A 24,207-nucleotide genomic window follows, 5' to 3' on the forward strand; every position below is an offset into this window, starting at 1 on the left:
TTGTTCGGGCCTGCGAGGGAGGGCGTTATGAGCATCGGACTGTGGACTCGCTGGCTGGCGCTGCATGCCGTACCGAAGGCGTTCATGTCATTTCAGGGCCGGGTGGGCAACCCGATGGGTGCGTTGATCTCCAGCCATGGCAAGGGCATCGATCCGTATCCGCTGATGGAGCAGATCCGCCGACGCGGCCCACTGGTGAAGACGCCATTCGTCTGGGTCACCGTCGACCACGGGGTCGCCCGGGAAATCCTGAGGGACAAGCGGTTCGGCGTCACCCCACCCACGGGAATGGGCATGCCGAAGCCGGTCCAGCAGCTGCTGGACCGGACCGATCCGAAAGTGGCCAACCCGGTCGAGCCGCCGGCGATGGTCATCGTCGACCCGCCGGCGCACACCCAGTACCGGCAGCTGGTGGCACAGAGTTTCACCCCGCGCGCGATCGACAAGCTCGACACCAGGGTGGCCGAGGTGACCACCGAACTCATCGAACGGCTCGCCGGTACGCCCCGCCCCGATCTCATCGCGGACTTCGCCGCCCTCCTTCCGGTCGCCATGATCGCCGAGATTCTCGGCCTGTCGGGCGAATCCCATGCGCAACTGCTCGCGTGGGGCCATGACGGGGCGCCACTGCTCGATGTCGGGATTCCGTGGCGGACGTATCGGCGCGGCATCGACGGGATGCGTGAGCTCGACGGATTCCTCGCCGACCTCTTCGACAAGGTCCGCGCGGGAGCGGCCGAAGACAACCCGTTCACCAAGATGGCCGCCGACCACACGCTGACCGACCACGAACTCGCCGCCAACGCAGCGCTTCTGATCGGCGCCGGATTCGAAACCACCGTCAACCTCATCGGTAATGGGATCGTGTTGCTGCAGCAGCACCCCGACCAACTCGCCCTGCTGCGCGACAATCCGGACCTGTGGCCCGCTGCGGTGGAGGAAATCCTGCGCATCGAAAGCCCGGTGCAGATGACCGCGCGCACTGCGCAATCCGACGTCGAGATCGCCGGGCAGCGGCTGCCGGCCGGGACCATAGTCGCGGTTCTGTTGGGTGGCGCCAACCGGGATCCGCGGGTGTTCGCCGAGCCGACGCGCTTCGACATCACCCGTCCCAACGCGCGTGACCACCTGGCGTTCGCGTCGGGCATCCACGTCTGCCTCGGCGCGGCGCTGGCCCGTATCGAAGGCGCCGTCGCCCTGCGTGCACTGTTCGAGGCGTACCCCGACCTGCGGCTGACCGAGACTCCCTGCCCGCGAGGGCTGGTCAATCTGCACGGGTACGTGAAGCTGCCCGCCCTGTTGGGAACCAGGCGCACGGAGCCCGCCGGTCTGGTCTGCTGAACTCGGTACTCTCGGTGGGGACCTGCCCGATCTTGAACGCGAGGCCCACACCCCCATGACGGATTCCCCACTCGACGGACTGATGGCGCGCGTCGGCGGTGTCAGCGGCATGGTCTATTCGGCGTTACCGGTGACGGTGTACGCGACGGTCTCGGCACTCTCGGGGCGGGTTCCTGCGATCATCGCCGCTCTGGCGACGGCGGCCGTCGTGTTCGGTTGGCAACTGCTGCGCCGCGAATCGATCAGACCCGCACTGTGGGGATTCGTCGGTGTTGCCGGCTGTGCGCTGCTGGCCCTGGTGACGGGCCAGGCCAAGGACTTCTATCTCCCGGGTATCTGGATGTCGCTGGCCTCGGCCATCGCGATGACCGTCTCGATCCTCGTCAGGCGTCCGCTCGTCGGCGTCATCTGGGCCTGGGCCACCGGGCGGGACGGCACCTGGCGCCAGGTCCCCGGGGTGCGGCTGGTTTTCAATGTCGTCACCGCGGTCCTGGCGACGGTGTCCTGGTCGCGGTTCCTGGTGCAGAACTACCTCTACGACACGGGGCAGGACGGGCTACTCGCGGTGGCCCGCCTCGCGATGGGCTGGCCGTTGTTCGTCGTGACCACCACGCTGGTTCTGCTCAGCGCCCGGTACGCGATCCGGGCATTGCCACGTTCGGCAACCTGAGCGGCCCATAAACTCACCGCGATTCCAGCCCTTCTCGCAGCGGGCTGACATCGGTAGCAATACCCGGGTGAACGGAACGCTGCCCGGTTGCTGTCGTCGCTGAAGCCGATCGCCACATCCTGCTTCAGCAACAGAAAGCTGCCCACAGTGTCTGTGTTCGTCGATATCGTGCCCAGCGAGGCCGAAACCGGTCCGCCACGTCTCGCCGCGTCGTCCAACCGCTGGCGCAGTGTGCTGGCCAAGTCCGTATTGCCGCTGCTTTCGGTCGTGGTGTTCTTCGCTGTGTGGCAGGCAGTCGCCTGGGCCGGCATCTGGAATCAGACGTTCGTTCCTTACCCGTCCGCGGTCTGGCGCGCTTTCATCGACGTCTCGACCACGCATGACGGGGCCCGCGGCTACGGCGGGTACCTGCTCTACGAGCACCTCTACATGACGCTGCGCCGTGTGCTGGCCGGTGTCGTGATAGGCGTCGTCGTCGGCGTCGCGCTCGGTCTGCTGATGGGCTCGGTCGGATGGCTGCGCAGTGTGCTCGAGCCGTGGCTGACCTTCCTGCGAGCTCTGCCACCGCTGGCCTATTTCTTCCTGCTGGTGATCTGGCTGGGCATCGACGAGGCACCCAAGATCGCGCTGCTGGCACTCGCAGCGCTGCCGCCCGCCGCGGTGGCAACCACGGCGGCCGTGGTCGCCGCACCTGTCGGGCTGCAAGAGGCGGCGCGGGCGCTGGGCGCCACCCGGGCACAGGTGATCCGTGACGTCGTGGTGCCCTCGGCGCTGCCGGAAACCTTCACCGGAATCCGGCTGGCCGTCGGCATGGCGTACTCGTCGGTGGTGGCCGCAGAACTGTTCAACGGCATCCCCGGCATCGGCGGATTGGTCAAGGACGCAAGCAATTACAACAACACACCGGTCGTGCTGGTCGGGATCTTTGCCATCGGGATCTCTGGTCTGGTCATCGACGGAGGTCTGCGCGCCGTGGAGCGGCGCGCTGTTCCATGGAGAGGGAAGATATGAAGTTCAAAGCACTGGTGGCGGTGGCCGTCACATCGGCCCTGGCACTGTCCGGGTGCGCGGTGGGCCAGGACGGGCGGAACGGCAACGATCCGGCGAAACCTACCATTCGCCTTGGCTACCAGTCCTTTCCGAGTGGGGATCTGATCGTCAAGAACAACAAGTGGCTCGAAGAGGCGCTGCCCGATTACAACATCAAGTGGACGAAGTTCGACTCCGGGGCCGACGTGAACACCGCGTTCATCGCCAAGGAACTGGACTTCGGTGCCCTGGGCTCGAGCCCTGTGGCACGCGGATTGTCGGCCCCGCTGAACATTCCGTACAAGGTGGCCTTCGTCCTCGACGTCGCCGGTGACAATGAGGCCTTGGTGGCCCGTGACGGTGCCGGGGTCAACTCGATCCCCGATCTGCGGGGCAAGCGCGTCGCGACGCCGTTCGCGTCCACCGCGCACTACAGCCTGCTGGCAGCTTTGGCGCAGAACAGCTTGTCGCCCAATGATGTTCAGCTGATCGACCTGCAGCCGCAGGCCATCTTGGCGGCGTGGGACCGGGGCGACATCGCGGCGGCCTACAGCTGGCTGCCGACGCTGGACCAGCTGCGCAAGAGCGGTAAGGATCTGATCACCAGCCGGCAGTTGGCCAAGGACGGTAAGCCCACGCTGGATCTGGCCGCCGTGTCCGACGAGTTCTCCACGGCTCACCCCGAGGTCGTCGACATCTGGCGCCAGCAGCAGGCCCGCGCGCTCAATGTCATCAAGGACGATCCGCAGGCCGCGGCCAAGGCGATCGCCGCCGAGGTCGGTCTGAGCCCGGAAGACGTTGCCGGACAACTCAAGCAGGGCGTCTACCTGACCCCGGCGCAGGTGGCCTCACCCGAGTGGCTGGGCGCCGAGGGCGCGCCGGGCAACATCGCGGCCAATCTGCAGAGTGCCTCGCAGTTCCTGGCCGATCAGAAACAGATCCCGGCGGCGGCGTCCCTGCAGACCTTCAAGGACGCCGTCTACACGAAGGGATTGCCGGATGTCATCACCAAGCAGTGACGCCGGCGCCCTGGTGATCAAGAACGTCGCGCACCGCTACGGGCGTGGCTCGGACGAGGTCACGGCGCTCGGCCCGGTGGATCTCGACGTCGAGCCCGGTGCGTTCCTGGTTCTGGTCGGGGCCTCGGGGTGCGGCAAGAGCACGCTGCTGCGGCTCATCGCCGGGTTCGAGACCCCGTCGGAGGGCGAGGTTCAGGTCTCGGGTGGGCGCCCGACGCCCGGGGTCACCTCGGGCGTGGTGTTTCAGCAGCCGCGGCTGTTTCCATGGCGCACGGTCGGCGGCAACGTGGACCTGGCCCTGAAGTACGCCAACGTGCCGCGTGACCTACGGCCTCAGCGCCGAGCGGAAATATTGGAACGCGTGGGGCTGGAAGGCACTGCCAAACGCAAGATCTGGGAGATCAGCGGCGGGCAACAGCAGCGTGTCGCGATCGCGCGGGCACTGGCCGCCGAGACGCCTCTGTTCCTGCTGGACGAGCCGTTCGCGGCACTGGACGCGCTGACCCGCGAGCGATTGCAGGAGGATGTCCGCCAGGTGAGCGCAGAGTCCGGTCGCACAACAGTTTTCGTCACGCACAGCGCCGACGAGGCCGCGTTCTTGGGCTCACGGATCGTGGTGTTGACCCGCAGGCCCGGCAAGATCGCCCTGGACCTGCCGGTGGATCTGCCGCGCACCGGCGTCGATGCGCATGAGCTGCGTCGCTCGCCGGAGTACCTCAAGTTGCGGACGGATGTGAGTGACGCGGTAAAGCTTGCCGCCGCGGCGTAGCCGCGAATCGGGCTCCGGCGGCGTAGCCGCGAATCGGGCTCCCGCGGCGTAGCCGCGAATTGGGCTGGTGCGGCGTAAACCTTTGCGCCCAAAGTGACGCCATGGTCGTAAACACTCACGGGTAACGACCATGGCGTCACTTTCGGCGGAGGACTTTCGCGTCAGGCCCGCCGCTGCAGGAAGTCGTCGATCAATGCGGCGACTTCGTCGCCATGTGTCTCCAGCAGGAAATGCCCACCGTCGAGCAGGTGGACCTCGGCGTCGACAGCGTCCTTGCCGAACGCTCGGGCGCCGTCGGGGCCGAAGATGGGATCACCCTCGCCCCACACCGCAAGCACGGGAACCGCACTGGTGCGCAGGTATTCGTGCAACGCCGGGTACAGCGGTGCATTGGTGGCGTAGTCACGGAAAAGCTTGAGCTGCACCAGGTCATTGCCCGGGCGGGCCACCATCGCCGCGTCGTGCACCCAGGTGTCGGGGTTGACCAGGCTTTCGTCGGAAACCCCGGTCAGGTACTGCCATTTGATGCCGTCGACGTTCAATACGGTTCGTACTCCCGCTTCGGTCTCGGGGGTCTGCTCACGTTGGTAGGCCCACACCCCGGTCCAGAAGCTCTCGACGAAGCCTTCGTCGTAGGCGTTGCCGTTCTGGCTCACAATCGCCGTGATGGCCTGCGGATGCCGCAGCGCCAGGCGCCAGCCGATCGGGGCGCCGTAGTCCTGGACGTAGATCGCGTAGCGGGAGACCCCGAGTTGGTTGAGCAGGCCTTCGGTCAAGTCGGCGAGCGCGTCGAAGGTGTAGTCGAACTCGGTGACCGCCGGTGCATCGGAGTGTCCGTAGCCCAGGTGGTCGGGCGCGATGACGCGGTAGCGCTCGGCCAGCCGGGGGATGAGGTCGCGGAACATGTGCGAGCTCGTCGGGAAGCCGTGCAGCAGCACGATCGTCGGTGCGTCCGGCGTGCCTGCCTCACGGTAGAACAGCCGCTGTCCGTCGACGGTGGCGAAGCGATGGTGCACGGTCATATCTAACTCCTATAACTAGTTTCAGTGGTTAGCGACAGTCAACGCTTCGCGACTTAACCTGTCAATAGGCATTAAGGGGTTAGATATGAGGCTGCTCGAGTCGGCCTGCGAGACGGGGTCCTACTGCTGGATCTGCCCAACGCGACACCGGTGATCGAATGGGGGCGGCGCGACATACTCGCCGAACGCACGCCGGGGCTGGCTACATGAGCACGGGGTTACCGAAGCCGAATTGGCCGATCTGACCGAGGCCTGGAGGGTGTTTCAGGCGGTGGCCCGTGGGAATGAGGCAGCGGCTGCGCTGGAGCCGATCGTCAACGGGGCGGCCATGCCGACTACGCGCGTGGGAATCCGGATCGCCGGCTGTTTCTGATTGATCGCAGCAAGCGGAACACCGCACGCTGGTGTTCGATGGCTACCTGCGGAAACCGCATGAAGGCGCGCCGGCATCACCAGCGCGCCCGGACTGCGAAGACTGACGAACAGTCCTGATCACACCGGGGGATAGGCCGGGGGCGGGTAGACGCCGCGCAGACCCCAGGCCAGCCACGGGAAGAAGAAGTCGCTCTCGTCGCTGAGGTCGTAGTCAGGATTCGGATCCATGCCCGGAGTCTAGTCGTATAAGGCAAGGCCGGAACAGGGTCGCGCGCGGAATTGCCTACACTCTTCAACCATCTAGTTGATTGATTTCCTGGGCAAGGTCCGGGCGATGCTGATAGTGAGTGTGCTATGTCATCCGATGCAGAGGGCGGCCGGGGCCGCGGCGGCGCGGCCGCCAACGGGACATCCCGCCGTGATGAACTGCTGAGTGTCGCGGCCAAACTGTTCGCCGCCCGCGGCTATCACGGCACCCGGATGGACGATGTCGCCGAGGCCGTCGGCCTCAACAAGGCCACGGTCTACCACTACTACTCCAGCAAGTCGCTGATCCTCTACGACATCTACAAAGGCACGGCGGACTTCACCGTCGAGGCGCTGCACGATGATCCGACGGCTTCGGCCCGGGAAACCATCTACAACTTCACCCGGCGGCTGATGGTCGGCATCGCCAACGACCTGGAGCGCGCGGCCGTGTACTTCCAGGAGGGCCCGTACATCGCGGAGTGGTTCACCGAGGAGCAGGTGGCCTATATCCGGCACGCCGAGACCCAGGTCTACGAGCATGTCCGTGACGTGATCGACCGGGGCATCGCCAGCGGCGAGTTCTACGACTGCGATTCGCACGTGCTGGCCCTCGGCTACATCGGGATGACGTTGGGCTCCTACCGGTGGTTGCGACCGCACGGCAGGCGGACGGCCCAGGAGATCGCGGTGGAGTTCAGCACCGCGCTGCTGCGTGGCCTGATCCGAGACGAGACAGTTCGCAACGAATCCCCTCTCGGTGTCGAGATCGACGAGAAGGCTTGAAGGACGGGTAGGCATGACTGATCTGTTCCGACTGGACGGCAAGGTCGCCGTCGTCACCGGAGGCGGCCGTGGCATCGGCCTGATGATGGCCCGGGGCCTGCTGCAGGCGGGGGCGTCCGTGTACGTCTCGAGCCGCAAGGAGGCCGAGCTGGCCGCGGCGGTCGACGCGTTGTCCCCGCTCGGCCGGATCTCCGCTGTGCCTGCCGATCTCGGGACTGCCGAAGGCGTCGCCGCCCTCACCGCGGCCGTCACCGGGCGTGAGGGCGCGATCCACGCGCTGTTCAACAACGCGGGCGCGGCCTGGGGCGCACCCTACGACGAGTTCCCGGAATCGGGCTTCGACAAGGTCTACGACGTCAACGTCAAAGGCGTGTTCCTGCTCACCCGGGCGCTCACCCCGCTGCTGAATTCCGGTGCCACCGAAGAAGATCCGGCCCGCGTCGTCAACACCGGCAGCATCGACGGCATCGTCGCACCGGAAAAGGGCCGCGACAACTTCTCCTACAGCGCCAGCAAGGCCGCCGTGCACATGCTGACCAAGCATCTGGCGGGTGAGCTCGCCCCGCGGATCCTGGTCAACGCGATCGCGCCCGGCCTGTTCGAATCGCGGATGACCAAGGAGATGCTGCGCGCCGGGTCCGACGCGGTCGGGTCGGCCCTGCCCCTCGGACGCATCGGGCAACCCGACGACATCGCCGGCATCTCGGTGTTCCTGGCCAGCCGGGCCAGTGCGTACATCACCGGTGCGGTGATCCCGGTCGACGGCGGAGTCAGCACCATCAGGTGACGGGCAGCGTGAACCAGCCCCAGGCCAAGAAGGCAAACACGCCGAGATAGACCACGTCGCCTGCCATGTAGGGCCATTCGCTGCGACGGAATCTGGTGGTGGCCGCGCCGGCCATGAACAGTGCCAGGCCACAGGCGGCCACCGGGGTCAGCACGGGCGCGATGCCCACCGCGACGGGGAGCACCAGGCCGAGCGCACCGATCAGTTTGATGGCCCCGATCGCCTTGAGGTGACCGGCGCCGAAGTCGTCGACCCAGTGCTGGGTCTTGCCGATCGACCGGTATCTCTCGCGCGACATCACCAGCATGGTGGTTCCGCCGGTCGCATACGCCGCGGCGGCGAGGATGGTGATGATCCAGAGGATGGTGTTCATTGCACGCTCCGTTTCGTGGTTACGGTCGGGCCTCGTGGTTACGTCAGGCCCAGCCGACTCGTCACCCCTATGACGGATCCGCGCGAGAAGAGGTAACGCATGACGCCCGAGGCATCACTGGCCGAGACATTCGAAGAACAGCGCCCGCGACTGCTCGCGGTTGCCCACCGCGTCCTGGGTTCGCGGGCGGACGCCGAGGACGCCGTGCAGGAGGCGTGGCTCCGGCTGTCCCGCCAGGACGCTGGCGCGGTCGACAACGCTCCGGGATGGCTGACGACCGTGGTGGGCCGAATCTGCATCGACATGCTGCGAGCGCGCAGCAGCCGCGCCGAAGTTTCTGCCGCCGTCGACATTCCTGAATTCGTCGTCACCGAGGATGTCGACACCCCGGAGGACGCCGCGGTGCTCGCGGATACGGTCGGACTGGCGATGCTCGTCGTGCTGGGATCACTGCGCCCGGACGAACGGCTGGCGTTCGTCCTGCACGACATGTTCGCCGTGCCGTTCGCCGACATCGGGCAGATCCTCGACAGGTCGAGCGACGCGGTCAAGATGATGGCCAGCCGGGCGCGCCGGAAGGTGCAGGACGTGCCGCCGCCTACCAGGGACCGTCGCAGGAAGCACGAGCAGCGGCAGGTCGTCGACGCCTTCCTGGCCGCCGCACGCGACGGCGACTTCGACGCACTGCTGCGCGTGCTGGATCCCGACGTCACCTGGCAGCGGTACACGGCAACGGGCGCGACCGTCGGGACCGGATCGGACGCGGTCGTCGCCGCGGTCCGGCGCGGTCAGGGGACCCGCGTCCTGGCGCGGCGCGTGTCGGTGAACGGCGAGCCGGGGATCCTGGCGTGGGGGCCGACGGGTCGTCCGCTCAGCGTGATGGCCTGCATCGTCGACGGTGGTCGGCTGGTCGGGATCGTGTCGATCCTCGATCCACGACGGCTGGCCCGGATGTCCCTGCCCGAGCCACCCGCGGGCGACTAGCCTTGCCGGATGAAGTCGACGATCCTCTCGCGGCGTGACCTGGACTTCCTGCTCTACGAGTGGCTGGACGTCGAAAAGCTCACGGCACTGGACAGATTCACCGAGCATTCCCGCGAGACCTTCGATGGCGTGCTGGATCTGTGCGAGCAGCTCGCGACCCGCTACTTCGCGCCGCACAATAAGCTCAGCGACGCCAACGAGCCCACGTTTGACGGGCAGACCGTCACGCTGATCCCCGACGTCAAAGAAGCGTGGGACGCGTTCGCCGCGGCCGATCTGCTGGCGATGGGCTTCGACGACGAACTCGGCGGTGCGCAACTGCCGGTCACCGTCGCGCAGGCCGCGTTCGCCTGGATCGCCGCGGCCAACGTGTCGACCTCGGGCTATCTGATGCTGACCATCGCCAACGCCAATCTGGTGGCGCACTTCGGTACTCCGGAGCAGATCGAGACTTTCGTGAAGCCGATGCTCGCGGGCCGGTTCTCGGGCACCATGGCGCTGTCGGAGACCCAGGCGGGATCGTCGCTGGCCGACATCACCACCCGCGCCGAGCCGCAGGCCGACGGTACGTATCGCCTGTTCGGTTCCAAGATGTGGATTTCGGGGGCAGAGCATGAGCTCACCGAGAACATCGTCAACCTCGTGCTGGCCAAGATTCCGGGCGGACCCGCGGGCACCAAGGGCATATCGCTGTTCATCGTGCCCAAGTTCCTGGCCGACGGCACCCGCAACGGGGTGGCCATCTCCGGGCTCAATCACAAGATGGGGCAACGCGGTATCACCAACACGGTACTGAACTTCGACGGCGCCGTCGGGTATCTCGTGGGGGAGCCACACCGCGGCATCGTCTACATGTTCCGCATGATGAACGAGGCCCGCCTGGGTGTCGGGATGGGCGCCGTGGCGCTCGGCTACACCGGCTATCTCAAGTCGCTCGAGTACGCGCGCGAGCGTCCGCAGGGCCGGCCGTTGGGCGTCAAGGACCCGTCGACCCCGCAGGTGCCTATCGTCGAGCACGCCGATGTCAAGCGAATGTTGCTGGCGCAGAAGGCCTATGTCGAAGGCGGGCTTGCGCTGCTGCTGTACTGCGCCAAGTTGATAGACAGCGATGCCGCCGGCGACAGTTCTGTGCTCGACATCCTCACCCCGGTCGCCAAGAGCTGGCCGTCGCAGTGGTGTGTGGAGGCCAACAGCCTGGCCATCCAGGTCCATGGTGGCTACGGCTACACCCGCGAGTACGACGTCGAGCAGCACTACCGCGACAATCGGCTCAACCCGATCCACGAAGGCACGCACGGCATTCAGAGCCTGGATCTGTTGGGCCGCAAGGTGACCCAGAACGGCGGGGCCAGCTTGGCGGCCTTGGGGGAGCGGGTGGCGAAGACGGTGTCTGCGGGTGCGGAGGCGGCACCGGATCTGGCCGCGCAACTCGACACCGCATGGCAGCGGCTGGTCGCGGTGACCGGGGCGATGTTCGCCTCCGGTGATGTCGAGGCCGCGATGGCCAACAGCGCGGTGTACCTGGAGGCGTTCGGCCACATCGTGGTGGCATGGATCTGGCTGGAGCAGGTGCTGGCCGCCCACGGCCGCATCGGGGATTTCTATGACGGCAAACGGCAGGCCGCACAGTACTTCTTCCGGTATGAACTGCCCAAGACCGCACCGCAATTGGATCTGTTGGAGAGCATGGACCGGACCACTCTGGAGATGCGCGACAGCTGGTTCTAGTCGAATTCGATGATCTGGCGCACCGCCCGCCCGTCGGATAGCTCGTCCATACCGCTGTTGATCTGATCGAGCGTGATGGTCGAGGACACCAGCAGCTCGACGGGCAGCCGTCCGGCCCGCCACAGTTCGACGAAACGTGGGATGTCACGTGCCGGCACCGCCGAGCCGAGGTAGCTGCCGATCAGCGACCGGCCTTCGGCGACGAAACCCAACGGCGCCACCGAGATTCGGGCATCCGGCCGGGGCAGGCCGACGGTGATCGTGCGCCCGCCGGGCCCGGTGAGCGCGATCGAGGTTTCCAGCGCGGCTGGGTGGCCGGCGGCTTCGATCACCACGTCGGCCTTGAGGTCGGCGGCCTGCTCAGGGGTGTAGGTCTCGTGCACGCCCAGGTCGCGGGCGCGGTCGAGTTTGTCGGGCAGCTGGTCCACGCCGATGACCCGGACGTCGTCGTGCGCGAGCGCGGTCAGGGCAGCCGCCATGCCGACGCCGCCCAGGCCGACGATCGCCACGGTTTGGCCGGGCCGCGGGGTGCCCACATTGAGCACTGCCCCGCCACCTGTGAGTACCGCACACCCCAATAAGGACGCGACGACTGCTGGGACATCGCTGGGGACGGGCACCACCGAGCGACGGTCGACGACAGCGTAGGTGGCGAAACCGGATACGCCGAGGTGATGGAACACCGGTTGGCCGTCACGGGTCAGCCGGATGTCGCCGTTCATCAAGGTGCCTGCGCCGTTGGCGGCCGATCCGGATCCGCATGGGGTGAGCCCGTCGGTGGCGCAGGCGGGGCAGTCTCCGCAGCGCGGCAGGAACGTCATCACCACTCGCTGGCCCACCGGCAGATCGGTGTCACCGGCCTCGACGATCCCGGCGGCTTCGTGGCCCAACAACATCGGGACCGGGCGTACCCGGTTGCCGTCCACCACCGAGAGATCGGAGTGGCACAACCCCGCGGCCTCGATGCGCACCAATAGTTCGCCGGGGCCGGGCTCGGCGAGATCGAGGTCGCTCACCCGGATCGGCTGCGACTCGGCGTATGGGCGGGGGAGTCCGATGTGCTCGAGGACGGCGCCGCGGATCTTCATACCCACCAGCCTGTCAGACTCCAGACATGACCGACGGAGCCCAGTTGACCCGCGACGATTTTCCGCTGCACTGGCCGGTGCTGACCCGCTGGACCGACAACGACATGTTCGGTCACCTCAACAACGCGGTGTACTACGAGTTGTTCGACACCGCGATCAACGCCTGGATCAACACCAACTGCGACGTCGATCCCGTCAACGCGCCATGGTTGGGCGTGGTCGCCGAGTCGGGCTGCCGCTACTTCGCGGAGTTGAAGTTTCCCGACCCGTTGGTGGTCGGGCTGGCGGTGGCCCGGCTGGGCAACAGCAGCGTCACCTACCGGCTCGGATTGTTCGAGCCGGACGGCCCGGTGGCGGCGGTCGGCCACTGGGTGCACGTCTACGTCGACCGGGCCACGCGCCGCCCGGTACCGATTCCCGACGTGATCCGCGATCTGCTGCAGTCGATATGCTCGCCGGATGCCACTCGTGAGCAAGACCGTCGAGGTTGATGCCCCTGCCGAGAAGATCATGGCGATCGTCGCGGATTTCGAGGCCTATCCGCAGTGGAACCCTGAGATCAAGGGTTGCTGGATCCTGGCCCGTTACGACGACGGCCGGCCCAGCCAGCTGCGGCTCGATGTCGAGATCCAGGGACAGTCCGGCGTCTTCATCAATGCCGTCTACTACCCGGCGGAGAACCAGATCTACACCGTGCTGCAGCAGGGTGACCACTTCACCAAGCAGGAGCAGCGGTTCTCGGTAGTGCCGCTGGGGCCGGATAGCACGCTGCTTCAGGTCGATCTCGAGGTTGAGGTCAAACTGCCGGTCCCGGCGATGATGGTCAAGAAGCTCATCGGCGACACCCTGGATCACCTCGCCAACGCCCTCATCACCAGGGCGCAGCAGCTGTCTGCTTAGGCAGCGGAGGTCGGTGGCGCCGAGTCAGTCCCACATCCCGATCTCGTTGAGTCGCGCGATCAGCCGCTGGGACGCGTCGGTGAACTGGTTCGAGTTCAGCTCCATCGCGGCGGCGGTGTCGCGTCGCCGCAGAGCGTCGATCAGCAGCCGGTGGTTTTCCACGGCCTCGGTGCCCCACTGCGGATCCGTCGAGTAGATCAGCGCGGGCAGGTACCTCGCGACGTGCAGCAGGAACCAGGCCAGCTTGATCCGTCCGCTGGCATGGTTGAAGGCCCGGTGAAAGGCGAACTCGGCGGACGAGATCGCTCGGGGATCACGATCGCTCACGGCGGCGGCAAGGTCGGAGTTGAGCTGCTCGAGCTCGTCGATCTGAGCCGGGGTGATGCGCGTGGTGGCGGTGGCGGCCAGCTCACGCGCGATGGTGGCCTGCAGCCAGAAGATGTCTTCGACGTCGGACCGGGTCAGCGGCACGACGACATGTCCGCGGTTCGGTTCCAGCTGCACCATGCCCTCGCCGCGCAGGGTGCGCAGTGCCTCCCGCACGGGAGTGATGCTGACCCCGAGCGCCGCGGCGGTCTCGTCGAGGCGGATGAATGTCCCGGGCCGGAGCACCCCGGTCATGATCTCGGCCCGGAGCTGGGCGGCGACCTCGTCGGAAAGTTGCTCGCGCCGTCCTCCACGACGACGTTGCACGGCCGCTCTGGCAGGTGCGTTCACGCGAATCCGGTCGCCTTTCTGTGGCTTGTCGCCGAGGCGCCGAGGCCATAGTGTGACCGGGGCAACCCCATGTTTGATCAAATATAAAATCCGTGCAACTCGATACCGATGGAGTACTGATCCGTTGACTGCCGAGCCGTTCCCCACCGAGCAGCCGTACCTGGCCCGCCGTCAGAACTGGGCCAACCAACTCACGCGGCATGCCCTGATGCAGCCCGAGAAAACCGCCCTGCGGTTCCTGGGGCGCACCACAACGTGGCGCGAGCTCGATCATCGGGTGACCAGGTTGGCCGACGCCTTGAGCCGCCGCGGTGTCGGGTTCGGCGACCGTGTCCTGATCCTGATGCTGAACCGTCCCGAGTTCATCGAGGCGATGCTGGCGGCCAACAAGCTCGGAGCCGTCGCGGTGCCCGTGAACTTCCGAATGACGCCGCCGGAGATCGCCTTTCTGGTCAGCGACTGCGAGGCCCGCGTCGTCGTCACCGAGCCCGTACTGGCCGGTGTTGCGACGGCGGTGCGCGATCTCGACGCCACGCTGTCGACTGTCATCGTGGCCGGAGACGGCACCGATGCCCCCGCCGACGACACGGTCCTCGGCTATGAGGCCCTGATTGCCGAAGACGGCGAATCGGCGCCCCCGGTTGACATCCCGAACGATGCCCCGGCGCTGATCATGTACACCTCGGGCACCACCGGCCGGCCCAAGGGCGCGGTGCTGACCCACGCCAACCTTGCCGGGCAGGGCATGACCAACCTGTTCACCACCGGTGTCGACATCAACAACGACGTCGGGTTCATCGGCGTCCCGCTGTTCCACATCGCCGGTGTCGCCGGGAACGTGAACACCGGTCTGACGCTCGGTCTGCCCACGGTGATCTACCCGCTCGGCGCGTTCGACCCGGGCGCGCTGCTCGACGTGCTCGCGGCCGAGAAGGTCACCGCCATCTTCCTGGTGCCCGCGCAGTGGCAGGCGGTTTGCGCTGAGCAGAAAGCCAATCCGCGCGATCTGTGCCTGCGGGCGCTGTCGTGGGGCGCGGCTCCGGCGTCGGACACCTTGCTCCGGGCAATGGCCGAGACGTTCCCGGGCAGCCAGATTCTGGCCGCGTTCGGGCAGACCGAGATGTCGCCCGTCACGTGCATGTTGTTGGCGGACGACGCAATTCGCAAACTCGGGTCGGTCGGTCAGGTCATCCCCACGGTCTCGGCCCGGATCGTGGACGAGAACATGAACGACGTTGCGGTCGGTGAGGTGGGCGAGATCGTCTATCGCGCCCCAACTTTGATGGCGGGCTACTGGAACAACCCCAAGGCCACCGCCGAGGCGTTCGCCGGCGGGTGGTTCCACTCGGGCGATCTGGTCCGTCAGGACGAGGAAGGCTACATCTGGGTTGTCGACCGCAAGAAGGACATGATCATCTCCGGCGGAGAGAACATCTACTGCGCGGAAGTGGAGAACGTCCTGGCCGCGCATCCCGCCATCACCGAGGTCGCGGTGATCGGCAGGCATGACGACAAATGGGGTGAGGTTCCGGTCGCCGTGGTCGCACTCGCCAGAGGCGACGCCCTCAACCTGGACGAGATCGACGGGTTCCTCACCGAACGACTGGCGCGCTACAAGCATCCGAAGGCGCTCGAAATCGTCGACGCATTGCCCCGCAACCCCGCGGGGAAGGTCCTCAAGACCGAACTCCGGGAGCGCTTCGGTTCGCCGATCAGCACCCGATAGCGTTGACGGTTACGAAAGTAACTCAGCGTCAACGGTTTCTGCAGGTCGCGAGGAAAGTTTGCTGTCTTTGCACGCTCTCGCTAACAGTTGATGGCACAATCCACTCGATGCGGTGCACGCCCCGGTTTTTATCGGGTACAGTCCGGTGGTCTCAGTTACTACTGGTGAGTAGGGAGAGACGGATCACACAAGCTGACAGGCGACGAGGAGGGGGCGTGCAACACGTCCAGGGGGCGCAGCGGTGACGGCGCCAGCCGACGGGCTCGTCGGCTACGTACGTGGTCAACTGGAGAAGCCGCTGGCTATGGTCGGTGGCTTCTTCAAGATGACTGTGCTCACTGGAAAGGCCTTTCTCACACGGCCTTTCCAGTGGAAAGAGTTCGTGCTGCAGAGCTGGTTCCTGATCCGGGTGGCATTCCTGCCCACCCTCGCGGTCTCGATCCCACTGACCGTCCTCATCATCTTCACGCTGAACATCCTGTTGGCGGAGTTCGGTGCGGCTGACGTCTCGGGTGCCGGTGCCGCGTTGGGCGCGGTCACGCAGCTCGGTCCGCTGGTGACGGTGCTCGTGGTGGCCGGTGCCGGATCGACGGCGATTTGCGCCGACCTCGGTGCCCGCACCGTGCGTGAAGAGATCGACGCGCTGGAGGTGCTCGGCATCGACCCGATCGAGCGGCTGGTCGTTCCCCGCGTGGTCGCCTCGACATTCGTGGCCTTCATGCTCAACGGCGCGGTGATCACCATCGGTCTGGTCGGCGGCTTCTTCTTCGGCGTCTACATCCAGAACGTGTCGGCCGGCGCCTACGTCTCCACGCTGACCCTGCTGACCGGGTTCCCCGAGGTGATGATCTCGGTCATCAAGGCCACGCTGTTCGGCCTGATCGCCGGACTCGTCGGTTGCTACCGGGGCCTGACGGTGGCCGGCGGCTCAAAGGGTGTCGGCACCGCAGTCAACGAGACGCTGGTTTTGTGCGTCGTCGCATTGTTCGCAGTCAACGTCGTGCTCACCACCATCGGTGTGCGGTTCGGAACAGGGCATTGACATGAGTACCGCAACAGTCCTTCGCTCCAGGTTCCCCCGGGCGTTTTCGCGCACCTCCGACATCGCCGGCACTCCGGCTCGGTTCCTCGACAGCATGGGCCATGTCGCATGGTTCGTGGTGCAGGCCATCTCCTCGATCCCGCACGCGTTCCGGCACTATCGCCGTGAGGCGCTGCGGTTGGTCGCCGAGATCGGCATGGGTACCGGAGCCATGGCCGTCATCGGCGGCACCGTGGCGATCATCGGATTCGTCACGCTGTCGGCCGGCTCGCTCATCGCCATCCAGGGCTTCGCCTCCCTGGGCAATATCGGCGTCGAGGCCTTCACCGGCTTCTTCGCCGCCCTGGCAAACATCCGCGTCGTTGCCCCGGTCGTCACCGGACAGGCGCTGGCCGCCACGGTCGGCGCCGGTGCCACGGCGGAGCTCGGCGCCATGCGCATCAGTGAGGAAGTCGACGCGCTGGAAGTGATGGGTATCAGGTCGATCTCGTACCTGGTGTCCACCCGGATCATCGCCGGATCGATCGTCATCATCCCGCTGTACGCGATGGCGATCCTGCTGTCCTTCCTGTCTGCGCAGTTCGTCACGACGATCTTCTACTCGCAGTCAGTCGGTACGTATGAGCACTACTTCCATACGTTCCTGCGCGTCGACGACGTGATGTGGTCCTTCCTCGAGGTCATCATCATGTCGATCGTGGTCATGTTGAATCACTGCTACTTCGGCTATTACGCCAGTGGCGGTGCTGTCGGTGTGGGTGAGGCAGTGGGGAGGTCGATGCGAACCTCGTTGATCGCAATCGTGTTGGTGGTCCTGTTGGCATCGTTGGCGCTCTACGGCACCGACCCCAACTTCAACCTCACGGTGTAGCGGCATGACCGCGCCTTCGGTGCCCCACGCACCCTTGAACAAGCCCAAGATCCCGCCGTACAAGCTGGCCGGACTGGTGCTCGCGCTCGTCACCGTCGTGATCGTGGCGTTGACGTGGATGCAGTTCCGCGGGTCGTTCGAGAAGAAGACCCAGCTGACCGTGTTGTCCGGACGGGCCGGCCTGTCGATGGACCCCGGTTCGAAGGTGACCTTCAACGGTGTTCCGATCGGCCGGTTGGCGTCGGTTGAGGTCGTCACCGTCGACAACAACCCGGAAGCCAAGTTGACGCTGGACGTCAAACCCCAGTACCTGAAGCTGATCCCGGAGAATGTGACCGCCGAGTTGCGGGCCACCACGGTGTTCGGCAACAAGTACATCTCGTTCTTCGCGCCGGAGAATCCCTCAGCGGCCCGGGTCTCGCCCTCCACGCCGATCCGCGCCCAGGGCGTGACGACGGAGTTCAACACCCTGTTCGAGACCATCACCGCGATCTCCGAGCAGATCGACCCGATCAAGCTGAACCAGACGCTGACGGCGACCGCGCAGGCGCTCGACGGTCTGGGGGACAAGTTCGGTCAGTCGATCGTCAACGGCAACGACATCCTGTCCGACCTGAATCCACGGATGCCCCAGATCCGCCGCGACATTGCGGGTCTCGCCGATCTGGGTGAGGTGTACGCGAATGCGGGCCCGGATCTGTTCGACGGCCTGAACAACGCCGTCACCACCGCGCGCACTCTCAACGAGCAGCGCGGCAACTTGGATCAGGCGCTGGTCGCGGCGGTCGGCTTCGGCAACACCGGCGGCGACATCTTCGAGCGCGGCGGGCCCTATCTGGTCCGCGGTGCGCAGGATCTGCTGCCGACTTCGGCGCTGCTCGACAAGTACAGCCCGGCGTTGTACTGCACGATCCGCAATTACCACGATGCCGGTCCGAAACTCGCGGGCGCGCTTGGTGGTAACGGCTATTCGCTGCAGACCCACTCGCTGGTGATCGGCGTGGGCAACCCGTACGTCTTTCCCGACAACCTGCCCCGGATCAACGCCAAGGGCGGGCCCGAGGGTCGGCCCGGCTGCTGGCAGCCGATCACCAAGGACCTGTGGCCCATGCCGTACCTGGTGATGGATACCGGTGCATCGATCGCGCCCTACAACCACCTCGAGATGGGTCAACCGCTCGTGGCCGAGTACGTGTGGGGTCGCCAAGTGGGGGAGAACACGATCAACCCATGAGCGGAGCGAATAGACAGCAGATGCGTGAGGCTTGCGCAATTAATCAGATGGCATGCGGGACCCGAGCCTGCGAGGGAGCCGCATGAGTATCAAGGGCACGCTCATCAAGCTCGGCATCTTCTCACTGGTGCTGCTCACCTTCACCGGGATCATCTTCGTGGTCTTCGGTCAGATCCGGTTCAATCGGACCGCCGAGTACTCGGCGATCTTCAACAACGTCAGCGGTCTGCGCACCGGGCAGTTCGTCCGGGCGTCCGGTGTCGAGGTCGGCAAGGTCTCGGGCGTCAAGCTGATCAACGGCGGCCAGCAGGCCGAGGTCACGTTCAACGTCGAGAAGTCGCTGCCGTTGTTCGACGAGACCACGGCTGCGATCCGCTATCAGGACCTCATCGGTAACCGCTACCTCGAGCTGAAGCGGGGCAAGAGCGACACCAAGCTCGCGCCGGGCGGCACCATTCCGCTGGAGCGCACCGAGCCGGCGCTCGACCTCGACGCTCTCGTCGGCGGTTTCCGTCCGCTGTTCCAGTCGTTGAGCCCGGAGAAGGTCAACACCATCTCCCAGTCGATCATCACGATCTTCCAGGGACAGGGCGGCACCATCAACGACATCCTGGATCAGACCGCGCAGCTCACCCAGAGCATCGCCGACCGTGACCAGGCCATCGGTGAGGTGATCAAGAACCTCAACATCGTCCTGGACACCACAGTCGCGCATCAGCAGCAGTTCGACGACACGCTCAAGAACTTCGAGACGCTGATCACCGGGCTGAAGGGCCGGGCCGATCCGATCGGATCCTCGGTGGCCGACATCAGCAACGCGGCCGGCTCGCTGGCAGACCTGCTGTCCGACAACCGTCCGCTGCTCAAGGACACCCTCGGCTACCTCGAGGTCATCCAGCAGCCGCTGATCGACCAGAAGCAGCAGCTCAACGACATTCTGGTGCAGTTTCCTCAAGCGTTGAAGATCATCGGCCGTGCCGGTGGCATCTACGGTGACTTCTTCAACTTCTATGCCTGTGACCTCTCGTTGAAGCTCAACGGGTTGCAGCCGGGCGGCCCCGTCCGAACCGTCAGACTCAGTTCACAGCCGTCGGGTAGGTGCACGCCGAGATGAGGACACTGCAAGGTTCCGATCGCTTCCGCAAGGGCCTCATGGGCGTTGCGGTGGTGGCGTTGGTCATCGGCGTCGGCTCGACGCTGACGAGTGTGCCGATGTTGTTCGCGGTCCCCACCTACTACGGCCAGTTCTCCGATACCGGAGGCCTGAGCCTGGGCGACAAGGTGCGCATCGCGGGTATGGATGTCGGCACCGTCAAGAGCATGGACATCAACGGCGACAAGGTCGAGATCGGCTACACCCTCGGCGGGAAGACGATCGGTACCGAGAGCCGTGCGGCGATCCGTACCGACACGATCCTGGGTCGCAAGAACATCGAGATCCAGCCACGCGGTAGCCACACGCTGCCCCCGCGCGGGATGTTGCCGCTGGGGCAGACGACGACGCCGTACCAGATCTACGACGCGTTCCTGGATGTCACGCGCAATGCGTCGGGCTGGGACACGAAATCGGTCAAGGAATCGCTGAACGTGTTGTCGGAGACGGTCGATCAGACCTCGCCGCACCTGAGCGCCGCACTGGACGGTGTGGCCAGGTTCTCCGAGACCATCGGCAAGCGCGATGAGGACGTGAAGAAGCTGTTGGCCAACGCCAACAAGATCGCCACGGTGCTCGGTGATCGCAGCACTCAGGTCAACCAACTGCTGGTGAATGCCCAGACCCTGCTGGCCGCGGTCAACGAGCGTGGCCAGGCCGTCAGCATGCTGCTGGAGCGGGTGTCGTCGGTGTCGCATCAGGTCGAGGGCCTGATCAACGACAACCCGAACTTGAACCACGTGCTCGAGCAGCTGCGTACCGTCAGCGACCTGCTCGTCGAGCGCAAGCAGGATCTGGCCGACACGCTCACCGTCGCGGGCAAGTTCATCACTTCACTGGCCGAGGCGCTGGCATCCGGCCCTTACTTCAAGGTGATGCTGGTCAACCTGATCCCGCCGCAGATCCTGCAGCCGTTCGTCGACTCCGCGTTCAAGAAGCGCGGGATCGATCCGGAGGAGTTCTGGCGCAACGCAGGCCTGCCCGCGTTCCGTTTCCCCGATCCCAATGGACAGCGCCACGAGAACGGCGCCCCGCCGGCGGCTCCGACACCGCTGGAAGGCACCCCGGAGCATCCGGGACCCGCCGTCCCGCCCGGATCGCCGTGCTCGTACACGCCGACCGCGGCCGGCATCCCGTCGCCGGGCAACCCGCTGCCCTGCGCCGGAGCGACGGTGGGACCGTTCGGTGACAACCCGTACGGGCCCAACTACGGCCCGCCGGACGTCGCGACCTCCGCGCCGAATCCCGATGGCATCCCGCACTCGCCGGGCGTGCCCAGCGCGGCCATCCCCGGCCAGTTGCCGCCGGATCAGCCGGGTGCCCCGGTCGAGCTGGCGCCCGGCCCGCCCGGAGCCCGCACGGTTCCGATCGCTCCGCAACCTCTGCCGGGCGACATCCCCGGCTACGCACCTCATCCACCACCGCTGAACGCGCCCCCGGCACCGCCGGGGCCGGGTCCGGACGCGGGACCGGCGGGCACCCCGCCGCTCCCCGGTAACCCGCCGTTCCTTCCGCCCGGATCGCAGGGATAGGCAGGGGTATAGAGAGCTATGTCAACTGTTTTCAATGTGCGAAACGTCAAGTTGCCCAAGGCTTCTCGGGCAACTGTCATCGTCGGTGCGCTGGCGGTGGTAGCCGCCCTGGTGCTGGGCTACTTCGGGATGAACCTGTACAAGAAGATGACCAACACCACGGTCACCGCGTACTTCCCCGAAGTGCTTGCGCTGTACCCGGGTGACAAGGTCCTCATCATGGGCGTCAAGGTCGGCGCGATCGACAGCATCGAGACCGACGGCGACAAGATGAAGGTCGTCTTCCACGTCAACAACAAGTACAAGATGCCCGAGAACGTCACGGCATCCGTGCTGAACCCCAGCCTGGTCGCGTCGCGCGTCATCCAGCTGTCCCCGCCCTACACCGGCGGCCCGCGGTTGAAGAACAACGCGGTGATCCCGATCGAGAACACCCAGATCCCGGTCGAGTACGACGAGCTGCGCAACCAGATCACCCGCCTGCTCGACGAATTGGGCCCGACCGCCGCACAGCCCAAGGGCCCGTTCGGCGACATCATCGACTCCTTCGCCGACGGCTTCCAGGGCAAGGGCGATCAGCTCAACCGCACCCTCAACGGATTGTCGGAGGCGCTGACCACGCTGAACCAGGGCCGCGGCGACTTCTTCCAGGTGGTCAAGAGCCTGGCGTTGTTCGTCAATGCTCTGCACAAGAGCGATCAGCAGTTCGTGGCGCTGAACAACGACCTGGCGCAGTTCACCAACTCGTTCACCAACACCGATCAGGAGTTGGCCACGGCCCTGCAGGATCTCAACCGGGTGCTCAAGACCACCCGCCAGTTCCTCGACAAGAACGGCGGCGTGCTCGCTCACGACGTCAACAACTTGTCAGAGGCGACGACGGCCATCCTGCAGCCCGAACCGCGCAACGGTCTGGAAACAGGTCTGCACGCCTACCCGAACCTGGCGGCGAACGTGCTCAACATCGTCTCGCCCAACCAGGGTGGCATCGTGGGCCTGCCGGTTCTGCCGGGCTTGACCAACTTCTCCAACCCGCTGCAGTTCATCTGCAGTTCCATTCAGGCGGGAAGCCGGTTGGGATACCAGGATTCGGCCGAGCTGTGTGCGCAGTACCTGGCACCGATCCTCGACGCGATCAAGTTCAACTTCCTGCCGTTCGGCCAGAACCTGGCCAACACCGCGATGACGCTGCCGAAGCAGATCTCCTACTCGGATCCGCGCCTTCAGCCGCCGGGCGGATACAAGGACACCACCGTGCCCGGTATCTGGTCGCGCGACACCTTGTTCTCGCACGGCAACCATGAGCCCGGTTGGACCGTGGCCCCGGGTATGCAGGGCGTGCAGGTGCAGCCGGCGACTCAGCAGATGCTGACTCCGGAGTCGTTGTCGGAGTTGATGGGTGGCCCTGACATCGTGGCGCCGCCGGCGCCGCCGGCGTTCGGAGCCCCGCCGGGAGGCAACCTGCCCGGTCCGCCGAACTCGTACGACGAGAGCAATCCGTTGCCGCCGCCGTGGTATCCGCAGCCAGGACCGCCGCCGGCGCCTGCGCCGGGTGTGATCCCGGGTGACCCGATGTCGGGCCCCGCAGCGGCCGCTCCGGCTCCGGCTCCCGCCGGACCGGCGTTGCCTGCCGAGGTCGGAGGGCAGCCGTAATGAGCATGAAGACACGCAAGTTGGGTCGCGTCGGACGACGCGTCGCGGTGTTGTCGGCCTCCGCGTTGATCCTCACCTCGTGTGGGCAGTGGCGCGGCGTGGCCAACGTGCCGCTGCCGGGTGGGCCGGGCACCGAGTCCGGCCGCACCACGCTTTACGTGCAGATGCCGGAGACGTTGGCGCTCAACGCCAACAGCCGGGTGCGGGTGCGCGACGTGTTCGTCGGCCGGGTCCGCAAGATCGAGCTGATCAACTGGACTCCGACGTTGACGGTCGACCTGGAGCCGGGCATCAAGCTGCCGAAGAACACCGAGGCCAAGATCGGCCAGACCAGCTTGCTGGGTTCGCAGCACGTCGAGCTCAATCCGCCGGACAAGGACGCGTCCAACGAGATGCTGCGTGACGGGGACACGATTCCGTTGGCTCAGTCGTCGGCGTATCCGACGATCGAGCGGACGCTGGCCGGTATCTCCGGCATCCTGACCGGCGGTGGCATCCCGAACATCGAGACCATCCAGACCGAGGTGTTCAACATCCTCAACGGTCGCGCCGATCAGATCCGCGACTTCCTGGGCCGGCTCGACACGTTCACCGATGAGCTCAATCAGCAGCGCAACGACATCACCCGGGCGATCGATTCGACGAATCGGTTGCTGAACATCGTCGCGGCGCGCAATGACACGTTGGACCGGGTGCTTACCGAGTTCCCGCCGCTGATCCAGCATTTCGCCGATACGCGGGACTTGTTCGCCGATGCGGTGACATCGCTGGGCCGGCTGTCCAAGGCTGCCGACGACACCTTGTCGAACAGCAACGCGAACCTGCACACCAACCTGCAGAACCTGCAGCGTCCGCTGAAGCAGTTGGCGCGCTCGGCCCCGTACCTGGTGGAGGCGCTCAAGCTGATCCTGACGGTGCCGTTCAACATCGAGAACATCCCGAAGGCGGTCCGCGGCGACTACATCAACGTGTCGCTGACGATCGACCTGACGTTGAGCTCGGTGGACAACGCGTTCCTGTCCGGCACCGGCGTCTCGGGCATGCTCCGGGCGCTGGAGCAGGCGTGGGGCCGCGATCCGGCGACGATGATCCCGGACGTCCGGTTCACGCCGAACCCGCACGATGCACCTGGTGGCCCGCTTGTGGAAAGGGGGGAGTGAGA

The 24,207-nt window shown here is 65.9% G+C and carries 24 protein-coding genes and 1 pseudogene; 20 read left to right on the forward strand and 5 right to left on the reverse strand.

What is annotated here, in order from left to right; translation table 11 throughout:
- The first annotated feature begins 27 nt into the window (after positions 1-27).
- The 5 genes from QQ25_RS01290 to QQ25_RS01310 all read left to right on the forward strand — a co-directional run bounded on the left by QQ25_RS01290 (position 28) and on the right by QQ25_RS01310 (position 4,828).
- Positions 28-1,341, forward strand: coding sequence for a cytochrome P450 (locus tag QQ25_RS01290; protein WP_039376707.1), 1,314 nt, complete (start codon positions 28-30; stop codon positions 1,339-1,341).
- A gap of 55 nt (positions 1,342-1,396) precedes the next feature.
- On the forward strand, positions 1,397-2,011 hold the full coding sequence (locus QQ25_RS01295; protein ID WP_039326774.1) for a DUF3159 domain-containing protein: 615 nt from the start codon (positions 1,397-1,399) through the stop codon (positions 2,009-2,011).
- 147 nt (positions 2,012-2,158) lie between these two features.
- The gene (locus QQ25_RS01300) at positions 2,159-3,022 is read left to right on the forward strand and encodes an ABC transporter permease (RefSeq protein ID WP_039376800.1); all 864 of its coding nucleotides are present in this window, start codon (positions 2,159-2,161) and stop codon (positions 3,020-3,022) included.
- The gene (locus QQ25_RS01305; protein ID WP_039326776.1) at positions 3,019-4,059 is read left to right on the forward strand and encodes a taurine ABC transporter substrate-binding protein; all 1,041 of its coding nucleotides are present in this window, start codon (positions 3,019-3,021) and stop codon (positions 4,057-4,059) included. The genes QQ25_RS01300 and QQ25_RS01305 overlap by 4 nt, the downstream gene beginning before the upstream one ends.
- Positions 4,040-4,828, forward strand: a complete 789-nt coding sequence (locus QQ25_RS01310; protein ID WP_039326778.1) for an ABC transporter ATP-binding protein — start codon at positions 4,040-4,042, stop codon at positions 4,826-4,828. Before QQ25_RS01305 ends, QQ25_RS01310 begins: the two co-directional genes overlap by 20 nt.
- A 161-nt stretch (positions 4,829-4,989) precedes the next feature.
- Here the strand turns inward: QQ25_RS01310 and QQ25_RS01315 are convergent, their stop codons facing one another.
- Positions 4,990-5,850, reverse strand: a complete 861-nt coding sequence (locus tag QQ25_RS01315) for an alpha/beta fold hydrolase (RefSeq protein ID WP_039326780.1) — start codon at positions 5,848-5,850, stop codon at positions 4,990-4,992.
- A 360-nt stretch (positions 5,851-6,210) separates the two neighbouring features.
- Between QQ25_RS01315 and QQ25_RS29965 the strand changes: the two are divergent.
- Positions 6,211-6,342 (forward strand): annotated as a pseudogene (locus tag QQ25_RS29965) (CGNR zinc finger domain-containing protein); the annotation flags it as partial.
- Here QQ25_RS29965 and QQ25_RS30450 read toward each other — a convergent pair.
- A complete protein-coding gene (locus tag QQ25_RS30450) occupies positions 6,343-6,453 on the reverse strand; it encodes a hypothetical protein (RefSeq protein WP_003883225.1) in 111 nt (36 codons plus the stop codon).
- A gap of 126 nt (positions 6,454-6,579) precedes the next feature.
- On the opposite strand from QQ25_RS30450, the gene QQ25_RS01320 reads away from it, so the two are divergent.
- Both QQ25_RS01320 and QQ25_RS01325 read left to right on the forward strand, forming a co-directional pair.
- On the forward strand, positions 6,580-7,257 hold the full coding sequence (locus QQ25_RS01320; protein ID WP_039326781.1) for a TetR/AcrR family transcriptional regulator: 678 nt from the start codon (positions 6,580-6,582) through the stop codon (positions 7,255-7,257).
- Positions 7,258-7,270: 13 nt separating this feature from the next.
- Entirely contained in the window at positions 7,271-8,044 is a 774-nt protein-coding gene (locus QQ25_RS01325; protein ID WP_039326783.1) for an SDR family oxidoreductase, read from the forward strand.
- Here QQ25_RS01325 and QQ25_RS01330 read toward each other — a convergent pair.
- Entirely contained in the window at positions 8,037-8,417 is a 381-nt protein-coding gene (locus QQ25_RS01330) for a DoxX family protein (protein ID WP_039326785.1), read from the reverse strand. The genes QQ25_RS01325 and QQ25_RS01330 overlap by 8 nt on opposite strands.
- Before the next feature lie 99 nt (positions 8,418-8,516).
- On the opposite strand from QQ25_RS01330, the gene QQ25_RS01335 reads away from it, so the two are divergent.
- Both QQ25_RS01335 and QQ25_RS01340 read left to right on the forward strand, forming a co-directional pair.
- Positions 8,517-9,401, forward strand: coding sequence for a sigma-70 family RNA polymerase sigma factor (locus QQ25_RS01335; protein ID WP_039326787.1), 885 nt, complete (start codon positions 8,517-8,519; stop codon positions 9,399-9,401).
- A gap of 9 nt (positions 9,402-9,410) precedes the next feature.
- The gene (locus QQ25_RS01340; protein ID WP_039326789.1) at positions 9,411-11,129 is read left to right on the forward strand and encodes an acyl-CoA dehydrogenase; all 1,719 of its coding nucleotides are present in this window, start codon (positions 9,411-9,413) and stop codon (positions 11,127-11,129) included.
- Here the strand turns inward: QQ25_RS01340 and QQ25_RS01345 are convergent.
- Positions 11,126-12,217: an alcohol dehydrogenase catalytic domain-containing protein gene (locus QQ25_RS01345; RefSeq protein ID WP_039326791.1), complete on the reverse strand. Its 1,092-nt coding sequence runs from the start codon at positions 12,215-12,217 to the stop codon at positions 11,126-11,128. The genes QQ25_RS01340 and QQ25_RS01345 overlap by 4 nt on opposite strands.
- Before the next feature lie 26 nt (positions 12,218-12,243).
- Between QQ25_RS01345 and QQ25_RS01350 the strand changes: the two genes are divergently transcribed.
- Together QQ25_RS01350 and QQ25_RS01355 are read left to right on the forward strand one after the other, a co-directional pair.
- On the forward strand, positions 12,244-12,708 hold the full coding sequence (locus QQ25_RS01350; RefSeq protein WP_039327381.1) for an acyl-CoA thioesterase: 465 nt from the start codon (positions 12,244-12,246) through the stop codon (positions 12,706-12,708).
- Positions 12,677-13,117, forward strand: a complete 441-nt coding sequence (locus QQ25_RS01355) for an SRPBCC family protein (protein ID WP_039326793.1) — start codon at positions 12,677-12,679, stop codon at positions 13,115-13,117. The genes QQ25_RS01350 and QQ25_RS01355 overlap by 32 nt, the downstream gene beginning before the upstream one ends.
- A 24-nt stretch (positions 13,118-13,141) precedes the next feature.
- On the opposite strand, the gene QQ25_RS01360 is transcribed toward QQ25_RS01355, so the two are convergent.
- The gene (locus QQ25_RS01360) at positions 13,142-13,834 is read right to left on the reverse strand and encodes a GntR family transcriptional regulator (protein WP_039326795.1); all 693 of its coding nucleotides are present in this window, start codon (positions 13,832-13,834) and stop codon (positions 13,142-13,144) included.
- 124 nt (positions 13,835-13,958) lie between these two features.
- Here QQ25_RS01360 and fadD5 point away from each other — a divergent pair, with 124 nt between their 5' ends.
- The 8 genes from fadD5 to QQ25_RS01400 all read left to right on the forward strand — a co-directional run bounded on the left by fadD5 (position 13,959) and on the right by QQ25_RS01400 (position 24,205).
- Positions 13,959-15,560 (forward strand): fatty-acid--CoA ligase FadD5, encoded by a 1,602-nt coding sequence (gene fadD5, locus QQ25_RS01365; protein WP_039326797.1) that lies wholly within the window; start codon positions 13,959-13,961, stop codon positions 15,558-15,560.
- A 241-nt stretch (positions 15,561-15,801) separates the two neighbouring features.
- Positions 15,802-16,602 (forward strand): MlaE family ABC transporter permease, encoded by an 801-nt coding sequence (locus QQ25_RS01370; protein WP_039326799.1) that lies wholly within the window; start codon positions 15,802-15,804, stop codon positions 16,600-16,602.
- Position 16,603: 1 nt separating this feature from the next.
- Positions 16,604-17,473 (forward strand): MlaE family ABC transporter permease, encoded by an 870-nt coding sequence (locus QQ25_RS01375; RefSeq protein ID WP_039326801.1) that lies wholly within the window; start codon positions 16,604-16,606, stop codon positions 17,471-17,473.
- Between the two features lie 4 nt (positions 17,474-17,477).
- Complete coding sequence (locus QQ25_RS01380) at positions 17,478-18,707, forward strand: MCE family protein (RefSeq protein ID WP_039376709.1); 1,230 nt, start codon at positions 17,478-17,480, stop codon at positions 18,705-18,707.
- Between the two features lie 82 nt (positions 18,708-18,789).
- Positions 18,790-19,821: an MCE family protein gene (locus QQ25_RS01385; protein ID WP_039326804.1), complete on the forward strand. Its 1,032-nt coding sequence runs from the start codon at positions 18,790-18,792 to the stop codon at positions 19,819-19,821.
- A complete protein-coding gene (locus QQ25_RS01390) occupies positions 19,818-21,392 on the forward strand; it encodes a virulence factor Mce family protein (RefSeq protein ID WP_039376801.1) in 1,575 nt (524 codons plus the stop codon). The genes QQ25_RS01385 and QQ25_RS01390 overlap by 4 nt, the downstream gene beginning before the upstream one ends.
- Before the next feature lie 18 nt (positions 21,393-21,410).
- The gene (locus QQ25_RS01395; RefSeq protein WP_039326806.1) at positions 21,411-23,045 is read left to right on the forward strand and encodes a virulence factor Mce family protein; all 1,635 of its coding nucleotides are present in this window, start codon (positions 21,411-21,413) and stop codon (positions 23,043-23,045) included.
- A gap of 5 nt (positions 23,046-23,050) precedes the next feature.
- Entirely contained in the window at positions 23,051-24,205 is a 1,155-nt protein-coding gene (locus QQ25_RS01400; protein WP_039327387.1) for a virulence factor Mce family protein, read from the forward strand.
- The last annotated feature ends 2 nt before the right edge of the window (positions 24,206-24,207 follow it).

Source organism: Mycolicibacterium setense (genome assembly GCF_000805385.1).
In the GTDB taxonomy this organism is placed as follows: Bacteria; Actinomycetota; Actinomycetes; order Mycobacteriales; family Mycobacteriaceae; genus Mycobacterium; species Mycobacterium setense.

Bases quoted from the DNA above. Each gene is read 5' to 3' on its own strand.
- QQ25_RS01345 (WP_039326791.1), bottom strand. From the start codon at position 12,217: ATGAAGATCCGCGGCGCCGTCCTCGAGCACATCGGACTCCCCCGCCCA.
- QQ25_RS01310 (WP_039326778.1), top strand. From the start codon at position 4,040: ATGTCATCACCAAGCAGTGACGCCGGCGCCCTGGTGATCAAGAACGTC.
- QQ25_RS01350 (WP_039327381.1), top strand. From the start codon at position 12,244: ATGACCGACGGAGCCCAGTTGACCCGCGACGATTTTCCGCTGCACTGG.
- QQ25_RS01355 (WP_039326793.1), top strand. From the start codon at position 12,677: ATGCCACTCGTGAGCAAGACCGTCGAGGTTGATGCCCCTGCCGAGAAG.
- QQ25_RS01330 (WP_039326785.1), bottom strand. From the start codon at position 8,417: ATGAACACCATCCTCTGGATCATCACCATCCTCGCCGCCGCGGCGTAT.
- QQ25_RS01295 (WP_039326774.1), top strand. From the start codon at position 1,397: ATGACGGATTCCCCACTCGACGGACTGATGGCGCGCGTCGGCGGTGTC.
- QQ25_RS01315 (WP_039326780.1), bottom strand. From the start codon at position 5,850: ATGACCGTGCACCATCGCTTCGCCACCGTCGACGGACAGCGGCTGTTC.
- QQ25_RS01325 (WP_039326783.1), top strand. From the start codon at position 7,271: ATGACTGATCTGTTCCGACTGGACGGCAAGGTCGCCGTCGTCACCGGA.
- QQ25_RS01290 (WP_039376707.1), top strand. From the start codon at position 28: ATGAGCATCGGACTGTGGACTCGCTGGCTGGCGCTGCATGCCGTACCG.
- QQ25_RS01375 (WP_039326801.1), top strand. From the start codon at position 16,604: ATGAGTACCGCAACAGTCCTTCGCTCCAGGTTCCCCCGGGCGTTTTCG.
- QQ25_RS01340 (WP_039326789.1), top strand. From the start codon at position 9,411: ATGAAGTCGACGATCCTCTCGCGGCGTGACCTGGACTTCCTGCTCTAC.
- QQ25_RS30450 (WP_003883225.1), bottom strand. From the start codon at position 6,453: ATGGATCCGAATCCTGACTACGACCTCAGCGACGAGAGCGACTTCTTC.
- QQ25_RS01400 (WP_039327387.1), top strand. From the start codon at position 23,051: ATGAAGACACGCAAGTTGGGTCGCGTCGGACGACGCGTCGCGGTGTTG.
- QQ25_RS01385 (WP_039326804.1), top strand. From the start codon at position 18,790: ATGAGTATCAAGGGCACGCTCATCAAGCTCGGCATCTTCTCACTGGTG.
- QQ25_RS01320 (WP_039326781.1), top strand. From the start codon at position 6,580: ATGTCATCCGATGCAGAGGGCGGCCGGGGCCGCGGCGGCGCGGCCGCC.
- QQ25_RS01305 (WP_039326776.1), top strand. From the start codon at position 3,019: ATGAAGTTCAAAGCACTGGTGGCGGTGGCCGTCACATCGGCCCTGGCA.
- QQ25_RS01395 (WP_039326806.1), top strand. From the start codon at position 21,411: ATGTCAACTGTTTTCAATGTGCGAAACGTCAAGTTGCCCAAGGCTTCT.
- QQ25_RS01335 (WP_039326787.1), top strand. From the start codon at position 8,517: ATGACGCCCGAGGCATCACTGGCCGAGACATTCGAAGAACAGCGCCCG.
- QQ25_RS01380 (WP_039376709.1), top strand. From the start codon at position 17,478: ATGACCGCGCCTTCGGTGCCCCACGCACCCTTGAACAAGCCCAAGATC.
- QQ25_RS01390 (WP_039376801.1), top strand. From the start codon at position 19,818: ATGAGGACACTGCAAGGTTCCGATCGCTTCCGCAAGGGCCTCATGGGC.